Source organism: Enterococcus sp. HY326 (assembly GCF_026157065.1).
Classification (GTDB): domain Bacteria; phylum Bacillota; class Bacilli; order Lactobacillales; family Enterococcaceae; genus HY326.
In genome coordinates this window covers 877,040-895,813 of the sequence record NZ_JANLGQ010000001.1, presented here as the reverse complement: position 1 = coordinate 895,813, position 18,774 = coordinate 877,040, and the positions used below count along the sequence as shown (strand labels likewise).

Here is an 18,774-nt window from a genome sequence, read left to right as displayed (position 1 = left end):
CTATCCTTTTTCAAGGGCTTCCCAAATACCCAACAAATAAGCAGCACCCAATGCGCGATCATATAGACCATAACCTGGGCGCCCTGTTTCACCCCAAATCATACGGCCGTGATCAGGTCGGATATAACCGTTGAAACCATTGCTGTGCATGGTTTTCAAAATTTTGTGCATATCCAGAGAGCCTTCACTAGAGAGATGCGGAGATTCATAAAAATCCTTATCATTTCCTAGATATTTTATATTGCGAACGTGGGCAAAAGGAATACGGTCCCGCTGGCAAAATTCTGCTAAAATCTCGTAAAGATTATTTGTCGGGTCTTCACCAATGGAACCAGTGCAAAGGGTAATAGCGTTGGCAGGGCTGTCTACCACATTGCAAATCCAATCTAAGTCCTCTCGGTTTTTCACTATTCTTGGCAAATTGAAAATTGAGTAGGGAGGATCATCCGGATGAATTGCCATTTTAATTCCAACTTCTTCACAGGTGGGGATGATAGCTTTAATAAAATAAGCGAAATTTTCCCGTAGCTTATCTTCATTTACATCTTTGTAAGCATCAAACAGTTCCTTTATATGGGCTAGACGTTCTGGTTCCCAGCCAGGTAAAGAATAATCACCGCTGCTTTCCTCAACTTCTTTAACGATTTCTTCAGGGGATTTTTCGATTCCTGCTTTCTCAAAGGCCATTGTAATTGAACCATCCGGTAAAGCATAATTCAAATCGGTTTTAATCCAATCAAAAATAGGCATGAAATTATAGCAAATCACTTCAACACCAAACTCAGCTAAATTACGAATCGATTCTTTATAATTGGCAATGTATTGGTCTCGTGTGGGTAAACCGATTTTTATATCATCGTGTACGTTGACGCTCTCTATTACTTTCAGAGAGAGTCCAGCCGCATTAATCTGTTGCTTTAAAGCAGAAATTCTTTCTTTTGGCCAGACAGCACCAGCAGGAATATCAAAAAGGGTACCAACGATACCCTTCATACCGGGGATTTGTCGGATTTCTTGGAGCGTAATTTTATCAAATTCTTGTCCATACCAGCGAAATGTCATGTCCATGATTGTTCACCATTTTCCTTAATTAGTTTGTGTAAAGCTTCTTTGACCGCTCCGTGACCTTTAAGGAGCTCTTCCAGATACAATTCAATCTTTTCACCAAGGGAGGCTTGATACAAGTCGATTCCGAAAATTTGCGGATTGTTCAAAATGTTTTTCACGCAGTTGTGAATTTCTACTTGTTTTGAACCAAATTTCAGTGGTGCCAATTGTTCTTGTAATTCTTTTAATAATGGATCAGGACTCAGCTTAAAGGGTTGTCCAGTATCATCAAGGCCAATTAGTAATCTCAGCCAGCCGGCAATTGTAAAAGGAATAAACTTTAATTTTGTCACGTCTAAATTATCAGATTGTAAATATTTTATGATAGTTTCGCCAAAACGTACAGCTAATTTTTGTGAAGTATCGGTGGCAATTCTCTGGGGTGTATCAGGAATCATTGGGTTTGGTAGGCGTTTGGTAATGACCTCATCGATAAAAGCCTTTGGTCGGATAATTTGCGGGTCCTCAACTACGGGAAGCCCTTCTTGATATCCGATCCCCTTAATTAAGTCAACTAAGTCAAGGTTTTTCATTTCTTCAGCAATGGAAGTATAGTGTAATAATTGGCCAAAAATAGCTAAAGCAGTATGCAATGGGTTTAAACAGGTGGTCACCTTCATTGCATCTGCTTTTTCAACAGTCGCCCGGTCTGTGAAAATCACCGCTGCTTTCTCTAAATGAGGTCGGCCGTTAGGAAAATTATCTTCCACAACTAAATAATGGACCTCTTCAGTGTTGGAAAAAGAAGCAATCCGCGTAGCTTTGCTTGTCTCAACAATCAATACATCTGTTATGCCAATTTGTTTTAATTGATTGGCAACTAGTTCAGAAGGATTAGGAGTAATTCGATCAATCATTGTCCAAGGAAAGCTGACTTGCTGTTCATCGGATAAATAACACAAAAATTCTTTGGATACAAAACCATTTTTGACCCACTGTTCAGCAATTTTTAGAACCGCTTGTTGAAATCTTTCTCCATTTCTGGAAAAGTTATCCGTCGAGACCATAGCTATCGGCTGAGCTCCCGCTAAAAACCTTTCTAGTAATAAAGCGGTGATGATTGACATCGTATGAGTAGCATTTTGTGGTCCGTTTGCTATATCTTGTTCAATTACTGGAAGGAACTCATTTTTTGAATTCCGAATATTATAGCCCTTTTCTGTGATGGTCAAGGTTACTAGTTGGACGTTTTTTTCTTTGAAATAGTTGCTGAAGCCCTGTGATTCTTTCAAACCTGGTTGGATAAAGAAACTTTCTATGGTTGAGTTTAAAAGATTTTTTTCCAAATTACCGTTTTCATGCATAACGACTTGAAGAAGATGATTATTGAAACCATGATAAATTTTTTCAATTACTTCTTTATCAAAGGTTTCACCGACAACAATGCCAGCAGACAATTCTTGCTGTTCTAGTAAATCTTGAGCAAGTTTTGCGTGAAATCCACGATAGAGATTGCCGCCACCGATGTGCAACCAGACGGGTGAGCTTGTGGTAGCCTTTTGATAATCAGGTAGTTTCACTCCTTGAGCAATGAATTCCTTTTTAGAATGATAAAAATCACGTATGCTACTCATTCTGTTCCTCCTAGAAATAAGAATTGGATATTGATACGGCCCTTTAATTTGAAAAAAGAACATCCGGATTTTGGCTAACTTCGGGTACACAGTTGCTAAGATAAAAAAAGACTGTGATAGATTGTGGAATTAAAACAAATATCCGACCATTGAACTGAATCAAATAGCGGCTTTAAAGTTGTAAAGCCAAACGATTATGAAATCATTACGTTCAGAACTTTTCTTTAGGCTATAAAAATTCATTTGGCATGGCAGTTTTCCGAATATGTTTTAAATACCTGTCATCACAGTCTTTTTAGTTTCTTATAAGCTAGTTAAGCGTTCATATGTTCTTTCTTTGTTTCTTGATTGACAATGATTTTTACAAACGGCAGATAAATCAAGACGCTTAGTAATAAATTGACAGCCGCTAAGATACCGCCAGTCCAAGACTTAGTTGCCAAAACACCACCAATTATTGGCGGAATATTCCAAGGGATAACAAAAGTTGCTGCGGGTACTAGCCCCATTTTTGTCACGAGATAGGCGACAACACAAAGGATTACCGGTCCGAAAACATAAGGTAAGAATAAAATTGGGTTCAGGACAATTGGGAATCCAAAAATCATTGGTTCATTGATATTAAAGATGGAGGCTGGAGCAGACAATTCAGTCACCGTACGCAAAGTTTTCACGTGACGCCCAACCAAAAGAATGGCAATAATTAACCCGATTGTTGCACCTGCTCCACCAAGATGGACAAATGCAGTCATAAAAGGTTTATTAATTAAGTAAGGAGCTGGATCACCTGCTGCTAGAGCAGAAATATTTGCATCAATTGCTGGTGTATTAATTGTTTCCATAAACGGAGCTAAAATATTTCCGCCGTGTAGACCGAAAAACCAAAGGATTTGGATAGCAAAAGGAATAATAATTGCAGCACCGAGGTTATTGGATAGTCCCATAAAAGGTTTTTGAACCAATTCGTAAAAAGAGTTGACCACGTCTTCAACACCTAAAAAGGCACAAACTAACGGTACTAAACCAAAAAGGGCTAAAGTAATCATTGAAGGAAAGAGTGCTTCAAATGCACGACCAACTGCTGGTGGCACGCCATCAGGCATTGTAATGACAAGTTTATGATTGTTACTTAGCCGAACAAAAATTTCAGTTGCAATGATACCGCAAATTAACGCAACAAATAATCCTTTTGAGTTCAAACCAGTGAGACCACCAAAGATGAAGAAGGCGCTGACTGATACTACGCCACACATCAAACCATCTGCTTTGTAAGAGCGACCTAAATTATAGCCTAAAGCAAAAACAGTAAGTAAAGAAAGAATGTTGAAGGTGCCGTTATTCAACCCAGTACCAAAGGCCAGCCATTTCTCACCGAATAAGTTCATCATAAAATTTTGGTAGGCAGTGATTGGCAGGGTATTAATTAACGTTCCAAAAGAGCCTAAAATCATTAATGGCATTGAGACAACAAAGGCATCACGAATTGCAACTAGGTGACGTTGATTTCCTAATTTAGAGGCAATTGGGACAAAACTTTTCTCCATTAATTCAACAAATTTGTTCATTTTTTTCCTCCTGTATCATCATTCATTTTTGAAATAATTTAGTGGTAAAAAAATTGCAGAAGTGAATCCAATTGTTTTCTTGTTGGTAGCTTTGAAACGTTTTTAAGCTTTTGATAACTTCTTTAAAGAACCTTGAATGGTACAACTAACCAGTTTTCAATCCTCCTTTTAGGTGCTGCTTAATTCCATAGCTTAATGAGTAGCAAGCTATTGCTTAACTAATGAAAAATTAAAATAATCAAGAGCGTTGCGATAAGCGATACTCTCGATAAATTCCTGAATAAAGTCATCATCATCGGGAACTTCTCCTGCTTCAATCCAATTCCCCAAACAATCACAGAGGATTCTTCGGAAATAATCATGGCGAGCATAGGAGAGAAAACTGCGGGAATCAGTTGTCATGCCGATGAAGTTCATCAGAATTCCCTGCTCAGCTAAATCAGCTAGTTGTCGACGATTTCCTCTCAAAGTATCTTGGAACCACCAAGCGGGACCGTGTTGGATTTTACCTTTGATACCTGCTTCATTGTCCTGAAAACAAGCCATGATGGATTCAAGGACAACGTTTTTAGTTCCATCAATATTATAAAGAATCACCTTTGGTAAGCTGTGTTGGTTATTCACTTCATTAAAAAGATAAAGCAGACTTGAGGCAAGATTGCCTTGGTCAATGATGGAATCAAAACCAGTGCCTTTACCTAACCGTTTGACAGCTTCTTGATTGACACTGGCGGCAGCGCCTATGTGTAGTTGGAGAACCCAATCTACTTGATAAATCATCTTCATGATTTCAATTAACAGATAAGTATTCAGATCCTGTTTCTCAATTTGATTTACTTCTTTTCCCTTACGCATTTTTGTGTAAGTGGAAGCTGGATTAGTTGTGATTGCTTGCCAATTGGTATGTACTAATCCCAAATCGGCAGAGCGACAGCCATTTTTTAAAAAGAAATGAATGCGCTTACCAACGAAAGCTAAATAGTTTTCTAGTGACTCGCATCTAAATCCGGATAGCTGATAAATATCTGCAAAAAAGTTGTTATCGCTAATTTCAAAAAAATTATCTAAACGGAGGGTAGGGACGACAGTAAAAACCTTGGCAGATTCTTGGGCTAGCTTTTGATGATATTCTAGACTGCTTAACGGGTTGTCTGTCGTTCCAATCAAATGGACATTGGATTGATGAATAAAATCTCGTGCGCCGTAGCCAAGTTTTCCAAGTTGGGCATTCGCTTTTTCCCAAATTAGCTCGGCATTTTTTTTGTTGATGCTTAGATTGATACCAAAATACATTTCGAGCTCCATATGCGACCATTGGAAGAGTGGATTGCCTGGAGCGCGTTCGATAGTTTCTACCCAGGCTAAAAATTTTTCCTTATCAGAAGCATTGCCACTGATACACTTTTCAGGGATACCATTCGCTCTCATCAAACGCCATTTATAATGATCTTTCTGAAGCCATAATTCCGTTAAATTTGCGTATTTTCGATTGTTATATATTTCGTTAGGCTTTAAATGACAGTGGTAGTCAATCACAGGTGTTTTTTTTGCGAATTCGTGATATATCCTGATTGAGAAAGGATTTCTCAGTAGAAAATTTTCTGTTTGGTAAGTTGTTTTCATTATTAAACCACCTTTTATACTTGTATATTACATTAATAAATTTAGTATTTCAATAAAAAAATGAAAATACTCAATAAAATATTTCGTTTTTGTGTTAAAATCATAAAAGAAAGCGATTTTAATCGTTAGAAAATCGACGAGGTGAAGAAAATGAAAAAAATAGGAATTTCGATTTATCCTAGCAAATCAGAAAAAACGAGAGATGTCTTGTATATTACGAAGGCTGCTCGTTTTGGTTTTTCTAGGCTTTTTATTAGTTTATTAGAAATAACTGGAAATCAAGAGCAGATTCTTGCAGATTTTAAAGAGATTATCGCGGTAGCTAAGGAAAATCATTTTGAAGTGATTCTGGATGTTAGCCCCGCCATTTTTAAGCAATTGCAAATTTCTTATTCAGACCTCGCTTTTTTTTATGAATTAGGAGCGGATGGCATTCGATTAGATTTGGGATTTAGCGGTGTGGAAGAGGCAGAAATGACCCATAATCCCTATGACTTATTGATTGAAATTAATATGAGTCATGGGACAAACTATTTGGAAAATATTATTTCTCGCCAACCTAGAACGGGATATTTAATTGGGTCCCATAACTTTTATCCCCACGCTTTCACTGGCTTGGATTACGATTATTTTCTATCTTGCAACGATAAATTCCGCAAGCAAAATATTCCGACTGCTGCTTTTATTAATGCTCCCTCTGGCACGTTTGGGCCTTGGCCGATGGAAGAAGGTATCTGTACGGTAGAAGCCCACCGTCCGTTGTCGATTGAAACACAAGCGGCCCATCTTTTATTTTTGAAATCAATTGATTGTGTGATTATTGGCAATGCCTATGCTTCCGATAAAGAACTAGCAGCTGTTTCTAAAATCTTCCAAATGAGGACAATCCCCATCAGAGTGAAACTAGCAAATAAACTTTCTGAAATTGAAAAAGAGATAGTTTTAAATCATACCCACATCTATAGAGGAGAGGTCACACCTTTTGTTTATCGGACAAAATCAGATGGGCGTAAAAGATATGCAGACCAATCTGTTCAGCCCAATAATACCGATAACATTAGAAAAGGTGACATCCTGATTGATAATGATTTATACTTACAATATAAAGGTGAATTGCAAATTGCAAAAAAAGACCGGTTAGCGGATGAAAAAGTGAATGTGGTTGGCAAAGTTCTGGAAGAGGACTGGCTGCTGCTGGAAACCATGCAACCTTGGACATCTTTTCATTTAGAGGAAGTTTAACGGAGGAGAGGGATTTACTTGCTTAAGCATATTCCTAGAAAAAAAGAAAGCACTCGCGAGTTTATTTATCGTACCTTGAAACAGAGTATCATTGAATTTTATTTTATCCCTGGTGATAAAATAAGTGAGCCGTCCATCGCTTCCGAGCTGAACGTCAGTCGGACACCCGTTCGAGAGGCCCTGATTCTTTTAGAAAATGAGGGGCTAGTCGATATTCGATCGAAGCAGGGGACCTTTGTTTCGAAGATTGACGTGGCGGATATCCGAAACTTAGTTTTCATGAGGAAAACAGTGGAACGGGAAATCATTGCGATTGCCTGTGAAAAAAGAACGGAAGAGTCGCTGGCTTCGTTAAAGGAGGAGCTACAAGCTCAAAAGGTTTTCTTAAAAATTAAAGATGGCCGTGTATCGATGTTCCTATTAGATAATTCTTTTCATCGTATTATTTATGAGATTGATGGGCATGGGGATGCGTGGAAGCTTCTTCAAAAAAACGGTGGCGCACTGAATCGCTTGCGTACATTGGAAGTTCTGGATATTAATTATACGGACCGACGTTACCAAGAAAATGTCGAATTAGCTGAAATAATTGAAAAGCAGCAGCTTGAAAAAATTTCGGCATTTGTTGATCGTCATTTAGATGCCCTTGAAAATACTTTACCAAGGTTGATGGAGGCATATCCAAATTATTTTTCTTAAGGTGGTATTATTAGCTAAGAGGAAAGATTATTCTTAAAATAACCAACAGTGTTAAAAGGATTTAAAATAGCCCGAAAAGATAAAACAAGTCCTCTTGCTTAGTCAGGGGGACTTGTTTAAATAGCGTTATTTTTAACCAACGGGCTAAATAGTTAAAGGATATGCTAATTAGAATCTATCCAATCATTTTCTAGTCATGGTATACTGTTGAGAAAAATAATTATTGGAGGAATCGTTATGAAGGATTATCTTTCAATGCCTTTGCGGGAGAGTGAAAATTTATTTTTGCTAGCACCGGAATTTTCGATGGCAGAGGAATTGTTTCAGCTTGTTGATGCTCAAAAAGCGCATCTCCGCACTTTTTTGGATTTTGTGGAGACTGTTGATGGGCCTGAGAATCAAACGGATTTTCTTAAAATGAAACTGACAGGTACCGCTAATGGAACGGATCGACTGTTTATTATTGCAGAGGGTCAGAAAATTATTGGTACGATCGATTTGCATAAAATTAATAAACTGACTAAGAAAGCGGAAATCGGCTACTGGCTTTCGAATGAATATACCAAACGCAATATCGTCACAGATGCGGTCAAAAAGATTTGTGAATTTAGTTTTGACACGTTAGCTTTAAATAAATTAGTTATTTATGCGGATAAAGAAAATGTTGGTAGCAATTTAGTAGCACAAAAAGCCGGTTTCAGTTTAGTCGGTTGTCATAAAGAAGATATTTTCATGTATGGAGAATTTCGTGATATGAACGAATATGAATTGCTGCGTTCAGAATTTCAAGCATAGGAGTAGTGGAAAATGACAGATTCAGTTTTAGATCGTGGCCCTTTTTTGCATGGAACCAAGGCTGAGCTCGCCTTAGGGGATTTATTAATGCCCCGACATGAATCTAATTATGAGGCTCAGCGCATCTCCAATTATATTTATTTTACAGCGACACTGGAAGCTGCCAAATGGGGAGCAGAGTTAGCTCAAGGTGCTGGCCGAGAACGAATTTATTTAGTGGAGCCACAAGGCGCATTTGAAAATGATCCGAATGTCACTGATAAAAAATTTCCCGGCAATCCAACCCGCTCTTATCGGTCAAAAGAGCCGCTAAAGGTTGTGGCGGAATTGGCGACATGGGAGCGCCATCCTGAAGAAATGATTGCAAAAATGCAAGCAGGCCTCGCCCAATTGAAAGCAGAAGGTCGAGCTGAAATTATTGATTAATAATTTTCCTGTAGTTTTTTCTACAGGAATTTTTTTTGTATTCCGCAACAAAAAAAAATTTTTATTCTTGCAATGTTGTGTGTCACACACCATAATAAATTTATGAGGTGATTCGATGGAAAAATCATTATCGCAATCTTTTATTACAGAAATGCGGCGGGGGAATTTAACTTTGCTAGTGCTAGCATCTTTGTATCAGCCCCATTATGGATATGAATTGTTGGAGATTTTACAGGATGTTGGCGTCGCCATTGAAGCCAACACGCTTTATCCATTACTGCGGAGATTAGAAAAACAGGAATTATTATCTAGCACGTGGGACACAACTGAGAGCCGCCCCCGCAAGTATTATCAGATTAGTTCATTAGGGGAAGAAATTTTTCGGGAATTATTAGTGGAGTCAAAAAAAATGTCGGTCAGTTTACAAAGGATTCAAGGAGAGGATGAGTAAAAATGAATTGGGTTGAAGCGTATATTAATCAAGTCATCGGTTATCTGCCTGATGGGGAACAGGCAGAAGTCAAAAAAGAATTGTACAGCAATATCATGGACATGTTGCCGGATGATGCAACGGAAGAAGAAATCAAATCAGTCTTAATGGAGATGGGCAGTCCCCGTAAATTAGCAGAAAAATATCGGCAGCATCCCCGCTATTTAATCGGGCCCGCTGTCTATGATGATTATCTGCGGACCTTAAAAATAATTATTCCGCTAACGGCAGCAGTCGGCGCAATCATCGGCGGTATCGTCACTTATTTTGAACAAATTATCGAAGGCATGAGCATTGCTATTTTTACTGAGGTGCTTTCAGAGGCCATCGGTTCGGGAATATCTTTAGCGTTGCAAGGTCTAGTTTGGACAACTATTGGTTTTGTTATCTTGGAACGAACAGGTATGTTTAAGCCTAAAAAAGATGACTGGCAAGTTGACAGCTTAATCAAGACGCCGGTTGCAAAAAAAATTCCTTTGGGAGATACCATTGCCGAATTGGTCATTCAAATTGGCATTATCGGCTTTTTGCTATTTGCTAACTTTACCAGCTTCACTTTTATTCAAACAAACACTCGCGTTGTCGTACCTGTTTTTGAACAGAGCTTTGCCGACTTTGCCGTGATGGTCATTATTCTGTGCTGTTTAGTCGAAATGTTTGCGATTGTCTGCAAGCTGCGCTATCGCCGCTGGACACTTCTGGTAACCATCAGCAGCATTATTTCATCAGTAGTCAGCGCCTTAGGTTTCATTTGGATTTGCAGCCAAAAGCTGATTTTTTCAACAGAAATCAGTCAGTTTCTGACAACACAAGATTGGGCGGATGGCGATTTGTTACGTTTCTTTAATGAAAACAGCAACGGCCAAGGCTTGCCAGCACCAATTTTCAGCGGGATTGCCACAATTTGTCTTGTGGCCACTGCGATTTCAATTGGCATCTCTTTGTATCGCTATAACAAGCAGCGTCAGGTTGAAAAGAATTTTTCCTTTGGCGTTGAAGTGTAATTACAATAAGTATCCGCCTGCCTAGATTTTTAGGCAGGCTTTTTTATGACACTTGTCATAGTCAAGTTGTGACAGCCATGACTACTGGGCTGTCTGCAAAAGGTTTAAGCTTGGGTTATTGAAGGGGGCAACACAATGAACACACCAATCTTAACCACTAAAAATATTTGTAAAACTTATCGTCAGCAACAGGTTTTAAATCATATTTCTTTTACCTTACAGGCCGGCGAGATTGTTGCTTTAGTGGGCAACAATGGCGCTGGCAAGTCGACTTTGATTAATATCATCAACCAATTGATTCCTGCGGATGAAGGTCAGGTGACTTTTTTTGACGGTAAAGCCAATCAAAAAGTAAATCGACAACGTGTCGGTGTGATGCTGCAAAAAAATATGCAGCTTGCCCGAGTGACAGTGAAAGAAACGCTAAATTTAGCAAGAAGTTACTATCAAGCGCCGTTACCTTATCAAGAATTGCTGGCAATTGCAGATTTGCAAGGAGACGAGCAACAATTTGTCGCTAAGCTATCCGGCGGTCAAAAACGCCGATTGTCATTTGCCATAGCGCTAGCGGGAAATCCCGATATTTTATTTTTAGATGAACCGACAGCCGGTATGGACAGCGGCAGCCGCCAGAAGCTTTGGCGCTTGATTGAAGAATTAAGACAGCAGGGGAAAACTTTTTTCGTGACTAGTCACTATTTAGAAGAGCTGGAAAACTTTGCTGAGAGAATTTTGATTTTAAAAGAAGCGGAAATAATTTTTAATGGCAGTCTAGAGCAGCTGCGGCGACAGACAGCCGCAGCCGAAATTAGTTTCCATTCGCAGCTGTCGCCTAAAATTTTTCAAAGTCTCCCAGAAGTTTCTGAAATGCACACAACTGGCGCTTTTTACCGGTTGACAACCAATGATGTCAATCAGCTGATGCTGCAGCTGACACCCTACTTATCAGGGATTGAGAATTTGAGCATCCAGCAGAATTCTTTGGAATCTTTATTTACGACGATCAATGAAGGAGGAGCTTTCCATGGCTAATTTTTTCTATCAAGTAGCAATCAATTTCAAACGGATTGTCTTTCGCAATCTGCGTTTCTTTCTCTTTAATTTAGCGCTGCCGATTGGCTTTTATTTATTATTTACCAAGGTGATGACCAGTGGCATGCCTCAAGAAATGCTAACAACTTGGAATGCTGATTATTTAGTCAGCATGGTGCTCTACAGCTCGCTCTTAAGCTCTATCTTAACGGTCTCCAGCACGCTTTTGAATGATCAAGAGGATTCCTTTGATTTATTTATTGAGCTGAGTCCAATTCCCAGATGGCGCTATTATGCTTCCATGATGTTAGTCTTTTGGTCTTTAAATATTTTAGGAGTGGTTGCGCTAGGAATCGTGGGGATTTTAGTGAATCAGGTGGCCCTTTCTCTAACGACGTGGTTGATTTTACTGATTGCCGTGCCGCTGACCGCCATTCCCTTAATTTTTTTAGGAATTATGATATCATTAATGGGAACGAGCAATGTGGTCAATTTATTAAGCAATTTAATCGTTTTTCCGATGGCAATTGCCAGCGGACTTTGGTGGCCCCTTTCCATAATGCCAGACTGGCTAAAGACGATTGGTGAAAAATTGCCGACTTATTTCAGTAGCCAATTAATTAGCGGCTTTATCCATCAAGAGCCTTTTGTATGGAGCAATCTCTGGGGTCTTTTGGTTTGGAGTGTGATTGGTCTGGCGGGAATTGGCGTCACATTATATTATCGAAAAGCCAAGGAGCTGCAAACAATATGAAAAAATTTTTCCAAAAGCATATTTTATTTCCACAGCGCTTTGGTTTGATGCCTTATTTTATCCTGACATTTTTAATTCCAACTGTTATTCAGCTACTACCACTTGACCAGCCGGCTAAGTGGTTTTTGGCAATCCTGCTGCTGGTCTTTTTAAAAGCCTATCGGGATGGCTACGAGGTGACAGAAAAATTAAATATTGCGATTCGTCTGCAGCTAACCATTGCACTGATTTTTGGAATTTTTCTGAGTAATGGCTATTTGTTTGTCTTCACTGCTTGGGAAATCGGCTCGCTGCCGATTCAAAAGAGTAGGTACTATCAATTTTTAAAAGAATACTACCTGGCTTGTGCCATCAGTTTGCTGCTAGGATTTTGGTATTTAAATGAGGTTAATAACGCAGCGCTGTATAATATTCTCATTGCCCTGTTGTTTGCTATCAGTTCGCCGATTATTGCCCGCTCGGTGAATGAAAGCAATCGTAAAAATTATCGCCTGCATCAAACCAATCAGCGCTTAGAGGCGATTATTCGCCAAGGAGAAAGAGAACGGATTGCCCGGGATTTACATGACAATCTCGGACAGGTCTTTTCGATTATTACGATGAAAAGTGAAGTCGCCTTAAAGTTACTAGAAAAAAAGCCAGAGCTAGTGGCTCAGGAATTACAGGAGATTGCTGCTACCTCCCGCAACAATCTGACAATGGTCCGCACCATTGTGGAAAATTTACAGGAGCGCAGTATTGCCAAAACCTTAATCGAAGAAGAAAAAAATTTGCAGGTGACAGAAACAACCCTTTTCACGAAGAGAGAGGAACTGGCAGAAAATTGGCCGCTACCTGTGCAGGATGTCTTCTCAGCAATTATTAAAGAAGCCATCACCAATATTATTCGCCATAGTCAAGCCAGTTTTGCCGAAATAACTTTTAACGAAAGTCAAAGGGAATACCAGCTGCAGATTACTGACAATGGTGTTGGCTTTAAAACAGCACGGGCAGGAGCCTTTGGTTTGCAGGGGATGACCAATCGTGTGGAAGCAGCTGGGGGTGAGCTTCAGATTGACAGTGAGACTAGTCAAGGTACCCAGCTGATACTCAGCTTACCGAAGCTATCCGAAGTGGCTGCTGATGGGAAAATCAAAAAAGACAATCAAGATGTTTCGAGTTAGATCCTGCGTAAAAATTTTTCAAGATAAATTTTTCAGATAAACTGCAGCTATTTTTGTAGGCAATCAGGATTTGGAGGGAAATCAATGACAACCATATATCTAGCGGAAGACCAAGAAATGCTCAATACCGCTTTAAAAACTATTTTAAACTTAGAAGACAATTTTGAAGTTATCGGCAGCAGCCTGACGGGAGCGGCTGCCCTACAGGAAATTTTGCAATTAGCACCCGATGTCGCCATTCTTGATATTGAAATGCCTGACATGACTGGTCTAGAGATTGCCGCCCAATTAAGAATCCTCAAACGCCCAGTCAAGATTGTCATTTTAACAACATTTGCCAAAGAAAGTTATTTTCAACAGGCCTTATCTAGTGAGGTTAATGCCTATTTATTGAAGGACAGCCCCAGTGAGGTTTTAATTCAAAGTGTCAATCGAGTGTTAGCAGGCGACACTATTTTTTCTCCGGAGCTAGTCAGAAGTGTCCTTAAAGCCGAAAAAAATCCTCTCACCAAAAGAGAAATGGAGATTCTAAAAGTTATCCAAACAGGAGCCAATACCGCCCAAATTGCCCAGCAAGTCTTTCTATCAGAAGGCACAGTTCGCAATTATATTTCCTCCATCCTCAGTAAAACTGCAACTAAATCGCGAATTGAAGCCATTAATGTGGCGATGGCGAATGGTTGGTTGGGGTAGGGGGATAAAAAACCTCCACATAGCAGTAATCACTACCATGCAGAGGTTGCATCATTTAATTTTCCCGAGTCAAAATAGTTTTGGTAATCGTTTCTAGATTTTCCCGAGTATTGTATTGGTTGGCGGGCAATTTTTTTATCTTGGCGATTGCTTGATTGGTGTATTGCTCAGCATACACCTGCGCGCCGGCAACACCATCATATTGCTGCACCAATTGGAAAATTTCTTGGGCATCTTGGTCGGTCATCTCCGCTTTTTTATTTAAAAGCGGCTTGAAGGCTGCCGGATTTTTTTCAAAGGCAATCAACAGGGGTAAAGAATAAACCCCTTGGCGCACATCTTCTAAGACGGGCTTGCCGATGTCTGTAGCCGATTGACTATAATCTAAAATGTCGTCAATAATTTGGAAGGCCATGCCGATGGCTAAACCGATTTCTCCGCTTTTTTTAGCAAAGGTTTCTTTATTGCCGCTTTCGTAGGCTCCGACAAAGCAGCTCAGTTGAAAGAGTTCAGCGGTTTTTCCAGAGATGTTTTCTAAATACTGCTCAACACCTATTTCATAGTGATAGCGGCTGTCCATCTGACCTAATTCACCGCCGAGGATTTTTTCCATGCTGCGGGAATTGAGTTGCAGGCTCCGCAGAGAACCGGCGTAATCGGATAATAATTTAAAACAGAGGACAAATAAATAATCGCCGGCGTAAACGGCCACTTCGTTACCAAAGCTAGCGTTGATTGCTGTGACACCACGGCGCATGCTAGAACGGTCAACGATATCATCGTGAATTAAAGTGGCAGTATGGAGCATTTCAATTGAGGCGGCCAAAGCGGTGGCTTTTTTTTGATCTCGTTCTGGACCAAACTGGGAAAACAATAGCTGATAAGCAGGGCGCAGCATCTTGCCGCCAGAGTGAATCATTGCCAAAATCGCATCTTCAACCGGTTTATTTTTTAAATTTACCGAGCTTTCCATCAATTTTGATGTCATTTTTAGTTCTTTGGCCAGTTCGGGATAGGTCTGCCACATGCTGTGAAGTTTCATAAGGTTACTCCTTGTTTGATACGTAATAATTTTTGGACCTTCAGTCCGGTTGCTACAAAATTCTCCCGTGGGAAAGTCAGGCTGGCTAAAAGTTTTCATAAAAAGAAAATTCAGTGTGCAAGTGGTCAGTTTAGTCACTATCGAAAAAAACTAATTCCAGACTTGCTTAGTCCTGCGTTCCTGCTCTTTTTGGAATTGGCGAATCGTGCGAACGTGCCGCAATAGATAATTGGCGGCAATGCCAATCGCAATACCCGAGAGAATTCCTAAAAAAGATAAAATTGGCAGGTACATCATCACCGGCCACGACTGGGCAATAAAGGAGGCGGTGACTAATTGGCCGACATTATGGAGAAAACCGCCGGTAGCACTGATACCGATAATGCTGACGCGTTTAGGTCCTAATGATTTCATCAACAGCATTCCAAAATAGCTGAGGATGGCACCACTCATGCTGTAAAGAAAGGTAGAAAGAGTTCCGCCTAGCAGCGTGGTTAAAATTAAGCGCATGCAGACTAAAGTGAAGCTGTCTCGTTTGCGTAAAGTAAAAATCGAAATAATCGTAATTAAGTTAGCCAGTCCCAATTTAGCACCGGGGGCAAAGGCAAAGGGATAGGGAATCATGTTTTCAATCAGGCCAATCACAACGCCTTGTGCAACTAAGAGGGAGATATAGATTGTTTTTTGCAGTTTATTCATAATCAGGCGCTAGTAAATCAAAGCACCGTCTTCACTCCCATCTGATGCTTGAATTTCTAAAACTAAACGATGGGGCAGACAGACGACTGACTGACCGGCTTTGGAAATCCAGCCTTGGCGGACACAAATCTGATCGCCACAATTCGCCTCAGAAATCCGCACCCGTTCGCCATCAATTTCGATAATATTATAATCGCCGTCTTCATCTTCGTAAGTATATGTATAAGAGGCTTGATCAGCGGTCAAGTCAAAGCTGCGAATCTCGACGCCATCGACTTTTAAGACAGCTTGGTAATTGACAGCATCTGCCTGTTGGGCTAATTGATTTTGCTGATAGCCAAAAATGACAATCGGTGTAAAAGATAATAAAAACAAGAAGAAAATAATAATCAGGTCCCAAGGTTTGAGGAAACTTTTGCGGGCGAATTCTTTAAATTTCAAAATACCACCCCTTCTAATTTGTCAGGCTTCATTTTAACATAACCCTAAAAGAAAGTCCTAGGAAACGATAAGCTTCCCAGGACTTTTTCATTATTTTTTTGAGTGGTGCTTAGGACTCGCCATAGCGGGCTTTTTCACTACCGTACCACCATTTTCCAAGGGTTCGTTGCAACCATGGGATTACCCAACGGTCTAACCCAACCGCACGACCTGAACCGTTCATCAAGGCAAAGGCAACTGGAATGAACCAGATGTTTACCCAATAGAACATCCCTGACAGACAGAAGGTGATAACTAAAACAATCGTTGTGGCATTAGCCAACCAAGTGAACAAACCAGCAATTAAAGCAAGAGCTAGTGCAATTTCAAAGAAGACCATGAATTTTTGGAAGAACATTGCCACATCATAGTTAGGCATCATCCAACCCATCAAGTTGTTAAACCAGTTAGGTGCTGAATCGAAAACAGCCATTGGTTCTTCGCCATAAGCGTAGCTCAAACCAAAATGTGGAACGCTGGCAACAACATCAGTTGCTGTGCTAGCAGCGCCAGAAGCGGCAGTTGCGACATCGGCAGCACCAGAGGCAGCCGTTGCAGCATCAGCAGCACCAGAAGCGGCTGATGTTACTTCTGCACCAGGAACTGGATAGCTCCAAGCCCAAGGGAAGACACTTGAACCGGTGAACCAAGAACCTTCGCCAAACCAAGTGCTTGGTTTGAAGTAAGAGCCGTCACCGACAACTTTTTTCATAGATTCCACTAACCAAACAAATCCGTAGAAGACCCGTAAAGGTACACTCCATAAAACATTACCATAGCGAGATGAATGTCCGCGGGTGACATTGCGGTCATCTTTAATATGGAAGAATTCATGCATGATGTATTGGAACATCAAATAGCCTGAACGAATATCAAAGAAGTATTTCAAATTGACGATGTGTTTCATGACGATTGCCATAAAGCCGCTTAGGTGAATCATGTTAAAGAGGTTGGCAACCCCCCATTTAGAACCGATGGAAACCATGAAGCCTTGATAGTTTCCTTTGAATTTATGTTTTTCGCCGCCTTTAATATCAGCAACGATGCTGGCTGCTGCAGTGTGACCTGTTTGTTCAGCTGCCTGCACGATTTGTGGTGTTGGTGTGTTTGGAAATTCTTCGTAGAATACTTGGTCACCGATGATGTAGATATTTTTATCTTCATAACCTTTAGCTTGCATGTATTCATTGGCAACTAAACGTTGGCCACGAGCTGCTTCTAAACCAAAGTCAGCGGCATCAGAAGTTGCTTTTACACCGGCTGTCCAGATTAATGTATGAGTTGGCATTTCAGTGCCATCTTTTAATTTGATATGGTCAGCAGATACTTCAACGATTGGTGAATTTTTCAAGACTTGAACGTTTTTCTTTTCTAAGTAACGTTCTGCTTTGGCTGCATCGTTTCTAGTCAACATGTTTAAGATAGTTGGCATTGCTTCGACAACTGCTAAGCTGATTTCTGAAGGGTCAAGCTTGTAATCCTTTGCTAAACGTTCTTTCCAGTCGATTAATTCCCCAACCATTTCAATCCCAGTAAAGCCAGAACCACAGACCACAAAGGTTAACATTGCTTTGCGTAATTCTGCATCAGGTTCGATGGCCGCTTTAGCAACAATTGTTTCGATGTGTTCGCGAATCTTTAGTGAGTCCTCAAAAGACCATAAAGTAAAGCCGTGTTCTTTAACACCGGGTGTCCCAAAATCATTTGGTTCCCCACCCATACCTAAGATCAAGTGATCAAAAGCATAAGAGCCTTCTTTAGTTGTAACGACTTTATTCTCTTTGTCAATTCCAGTAACGGTATCTGTTACCAGTTGAACATTTTTCTTGCGAGAGAATAAATGTTGTAAGTCATACTGGATAGCGGAAGGTTCCACCCGGCCACCAGCCACTTCGTGTAGTTCTGTCATCATAGTGTGATACGAATGACGATCGATTAAAGTAATATCGACATCGTTCTTTTTAAGTTTCTTAGCTAAAAATTTCGTAGCTGAAACTCCAGCATAACCCGCACCGACAACGACAATTTTTTGATTTGCCATTGAAATCGCTCCTTAGTATAAAAAATAAATTAGATAATAAATACACAAACAACTCTCATTATAGAGAGGTTTAGGTGATTTGTCTAACCTCTTTTACCGTTTTAATTATTTTTTTTGGTAATTCTCATAAAATAGCCATTGTCATTTTCTGAGAAAGCGTTAACCTTATTTTTTGCTGTTTCTGCTAAAAGCGGCAACCATTTTTCGAATTCTGTTGAAAGAAGATTTCACAGAGTTTTGCTAGCTATTCCAAGGGAGAAATGCTGGTTTATCAACCAGAGAACTGAAGATTTTGAAAAAGCAATCAATAAATGTGAATTATTGGATTTGTGTAATTTCTTTATG

At 40.0% G+C, this 18,774-nt stretch carries 18 protein-coding genes; 10 read left to right on the top strand and 8 right to left on the bottom strand.

The window, feature by feature from the left end; all coding sequences use genetic code 11:
* The 4 genes from uxuA to uxaC form a co-directional block, all read right to left on the bottom strand.
* Nucleotides 1–1,068 carry a mannonate dehydratase gene (uxuA, locus tag ORH16_RS04280; RefSeq protein ID WP_265456528.1) on the bottom strand — a complete coding sequence of 356 codons (1,068 nt, stop codon included), beginning with the start codon at nt 1,066–1,068 and terminating at the stop codon, nt 1–3.
* A complete protein-coding gene (locus ORH16_RS04275; protein WP_265456526.1) occupies nt 1,059–2,681 on the bottom strand; it encodes a mannitol dehydrogenase family protein in 1,623 nt (540 codons plus the stop codon). The genes uxuA and ORH16_RS04275 overlap by 10 nt, the downstream gene beginning before the upstream one ends.
* A gap of 314 nt (nt 2,682–2,995) precedes the next feature.
* Entirely contained in the window at nt 2,996–4,246 is a 1,251-nt protein-coding gene (locus tag ORH16_RS04270; protein WP_265456525.1) for a PTS sugar transporter subunit IIC, read from the bottom strand.
* A 207-nt stretch (nt 4,247–4,453) separates the two neighbouring features.
* Complete coding sequence (uxaC, locus tag ORH16_RS04265; protein WP_265456523.1) at nt 4,454–5,869, bottom strand: glucuronate isomerase; 1,416 nt, start codon at nt 5,867–5,869, stop codon at nt 4,454–4,456.
* A gap of 150 nt (nt 5,870–6,019) precedes the next feature.
* Between uxaC and ORH16_RS04260 the strand changes: the two genes are divergently transcribed.
* From ORH16_RS04260 to ORH16_RS04215, 10 genes are all read left to right on the top strand, one after another.
* A complete protein-coding gene (locus tag ORH16_RS04260; RefSeq protein ID WP_265456522.1) occupies nt 6,020–7,111 on the top strand; it encodes a DUF871 domain-containing protein in 1,092 nt (363 codons plus the stop codon).
* Between the two features lie 18 nt (nt 7,112–7,129).
* Nucleotides 7,130–7,810, top strand: coding sequence for a GntR family transcriptional regulator (locus tag ORH16_RS04255; RefSeq protein ID WP_265456520.1), 681 nt, complete (start codon nt 7,130–7,132; stop codon nt 7,808–7,810).
* A 237-nt stretch (nt 7,811–8,047) separates the two neighbouring features.
* Nucleotides 8,048–8,605: a GNAT family N-acetyltransferase gene (locus tag ORH16_RS04250; RefSeq protein WP_265456519.1), complete on the top strand. Its 558-nt coding sequence runs from the start codon at nt 8,048–8,050 to the stop codon at nt 8,603–8,605.
* Nucleotides 8,606–8,617: 12 nt separating this feature from the next.
* A complete protein-coding gene (gene arr / locus ORH16_RS04245) occupies nt 8,618–9,031 on the top strand; it encodes an NAD(+)--rifampin ADP-ribosyltransferase (RefSeq protein ID WP_265456517.1) in 414 nt (137 codons plus the stop codon).
* A gap of 115 nt (nt 9,032–9,146) precedes the next feature.
* A complete protein-coding gene (locus tag ORH16_RS04240; RefSeq protein WP_265456515.1) occupies nt 9,147–9,482 on the top strand; it encodes a PadR family transcriptional regulator in 336 nt (111 codons plus the stop codon).
* Nucleotides 9,483–9,484: 2 nt separating this feature from the next.
* Nucleotides 9,485–10,525, top strand: a complete 1,041-nt coding sequence (locus ORH16_RS04235; RefSeq protein ID WP_265456513.1) for a hypothetical protein — start codon at nt 9,485–9,487, stop codon at nt 10,523–10,525.
* 135 nt (nt 10,526–10,660) lie between these two features.
* Nucleotides 10,661–11,557 carry an ABC transporter ATP-binding protein gene (locus tag ORH16_RS04230; RefSeq protein ID WP_265456511.1) on the top strand — a complete coding sequence of 299 codons (897 nt, stop codon included), beginning with the start codon at nt 10,661–10,663 and terminating at the stop codon, nt 11,555–11,557.
* Nucleotides 11,550–12,311: an ABC transporter permease gene (locus ORH16_RS04225; RefSeq protein ID WP_265456509.1), complete on the top strand. Its 762-nt coding sequence runs from the start codon at nt 11,550–11,552 to the stop codon at nt 12,309–12,311. Before ORH16_RS04230 ends, ORH16_RS04225 begins: the two co-directional genes overlap by 8 nt.
* Nucleotides 12,308–13,474 carry a sensor histidine kinase gene (locus ORH16_RS04220; protein ID WP_265456507.1) on the top strand — a complete coding sequence of 389 codons (1,167 nt, stop codon included), beginning with the start codon at nt 12,308–12,310 and terminating at the stop codon, nt 13,472–13,474. Before ORH16_RS04225 ends, ORH16_RS04220 begins: the two co-directional genes overlap by 4 nt.
* An 84-nt stretch (nt 13,475–13,558) precedes the next feature.
* Nucleotides 13,559–14,167, top strand: a complete 609-nt coding sequence (locus tag ORH16_RS04215) for a response regulator transcription factor (protein WP_265456506.1) — start codon at nt 13,559–13,561, stop codon at nt 14,165–14,167.
* Between the two features lie 55 nt (nt 14,168–14,222).
* Here ORH16_RS04215 and ORH16_RS04210 read toward each other — a convergent pair whose 3' ends face one another.
* The 4 genes from ORH16_RS04210 to ORH16_RS04195 form a co-directional block, all read right to left on the bottom strand.
* Nucleotides 14,223–15,209 carry a polyprenyl synthetase family protein gene (locus ORH16_RS04210; protein ID WP_265456505.1) on the bottom strand — a complete coding sequence of 329 codons (987 nt, stop codon included), beginning with the start codon at nt 15,207–15,209 and terminating at the stop codon, nt 14,223–14,225.
* Nucleotides 15,210–15,359: 150 nt separating this feature from the next.
* Complete coding sequence (locus tag ORH16_RS04205; RefSeq protein WP_265456504.1) at nt 15,360–15,908, bottom strand: Gx transporter family protein; 549 nt, start codon at nt 15,906–15,908, stop codon at nt 15,360–15,362.
* 9 nt (nt 15,909–15,917) lie between these two features.
* Complete coding sequence (locus ORH16_RS04200) at nt 15,918–16,349, bottom strand: NusG domain II-containing protein (protein WP_265456503.1); 432 nt, start codon at nt 16,347–16,349, stop codon at nt 15,918–15,920.
* Between the two features lie 109 nt (nt 16,350–16,458).
* Nucleotides 16,459–18,429 carry an NAD(P)/FAD-dependent oxidoreductase gene (locus ORH16_RS04195; RefSeq protein ID WP_265456501.1) on the bottom strand — a complete coding sequence of 657 codons (1,971 nt, stop codon included), beginning with the start codon at nt 18,427–18,429 and terminating at the stop codon, nt 16,459–16,461.
* Between the last annotated feature and the right edge of the window lie 345 nt (nt 18,430–18,774).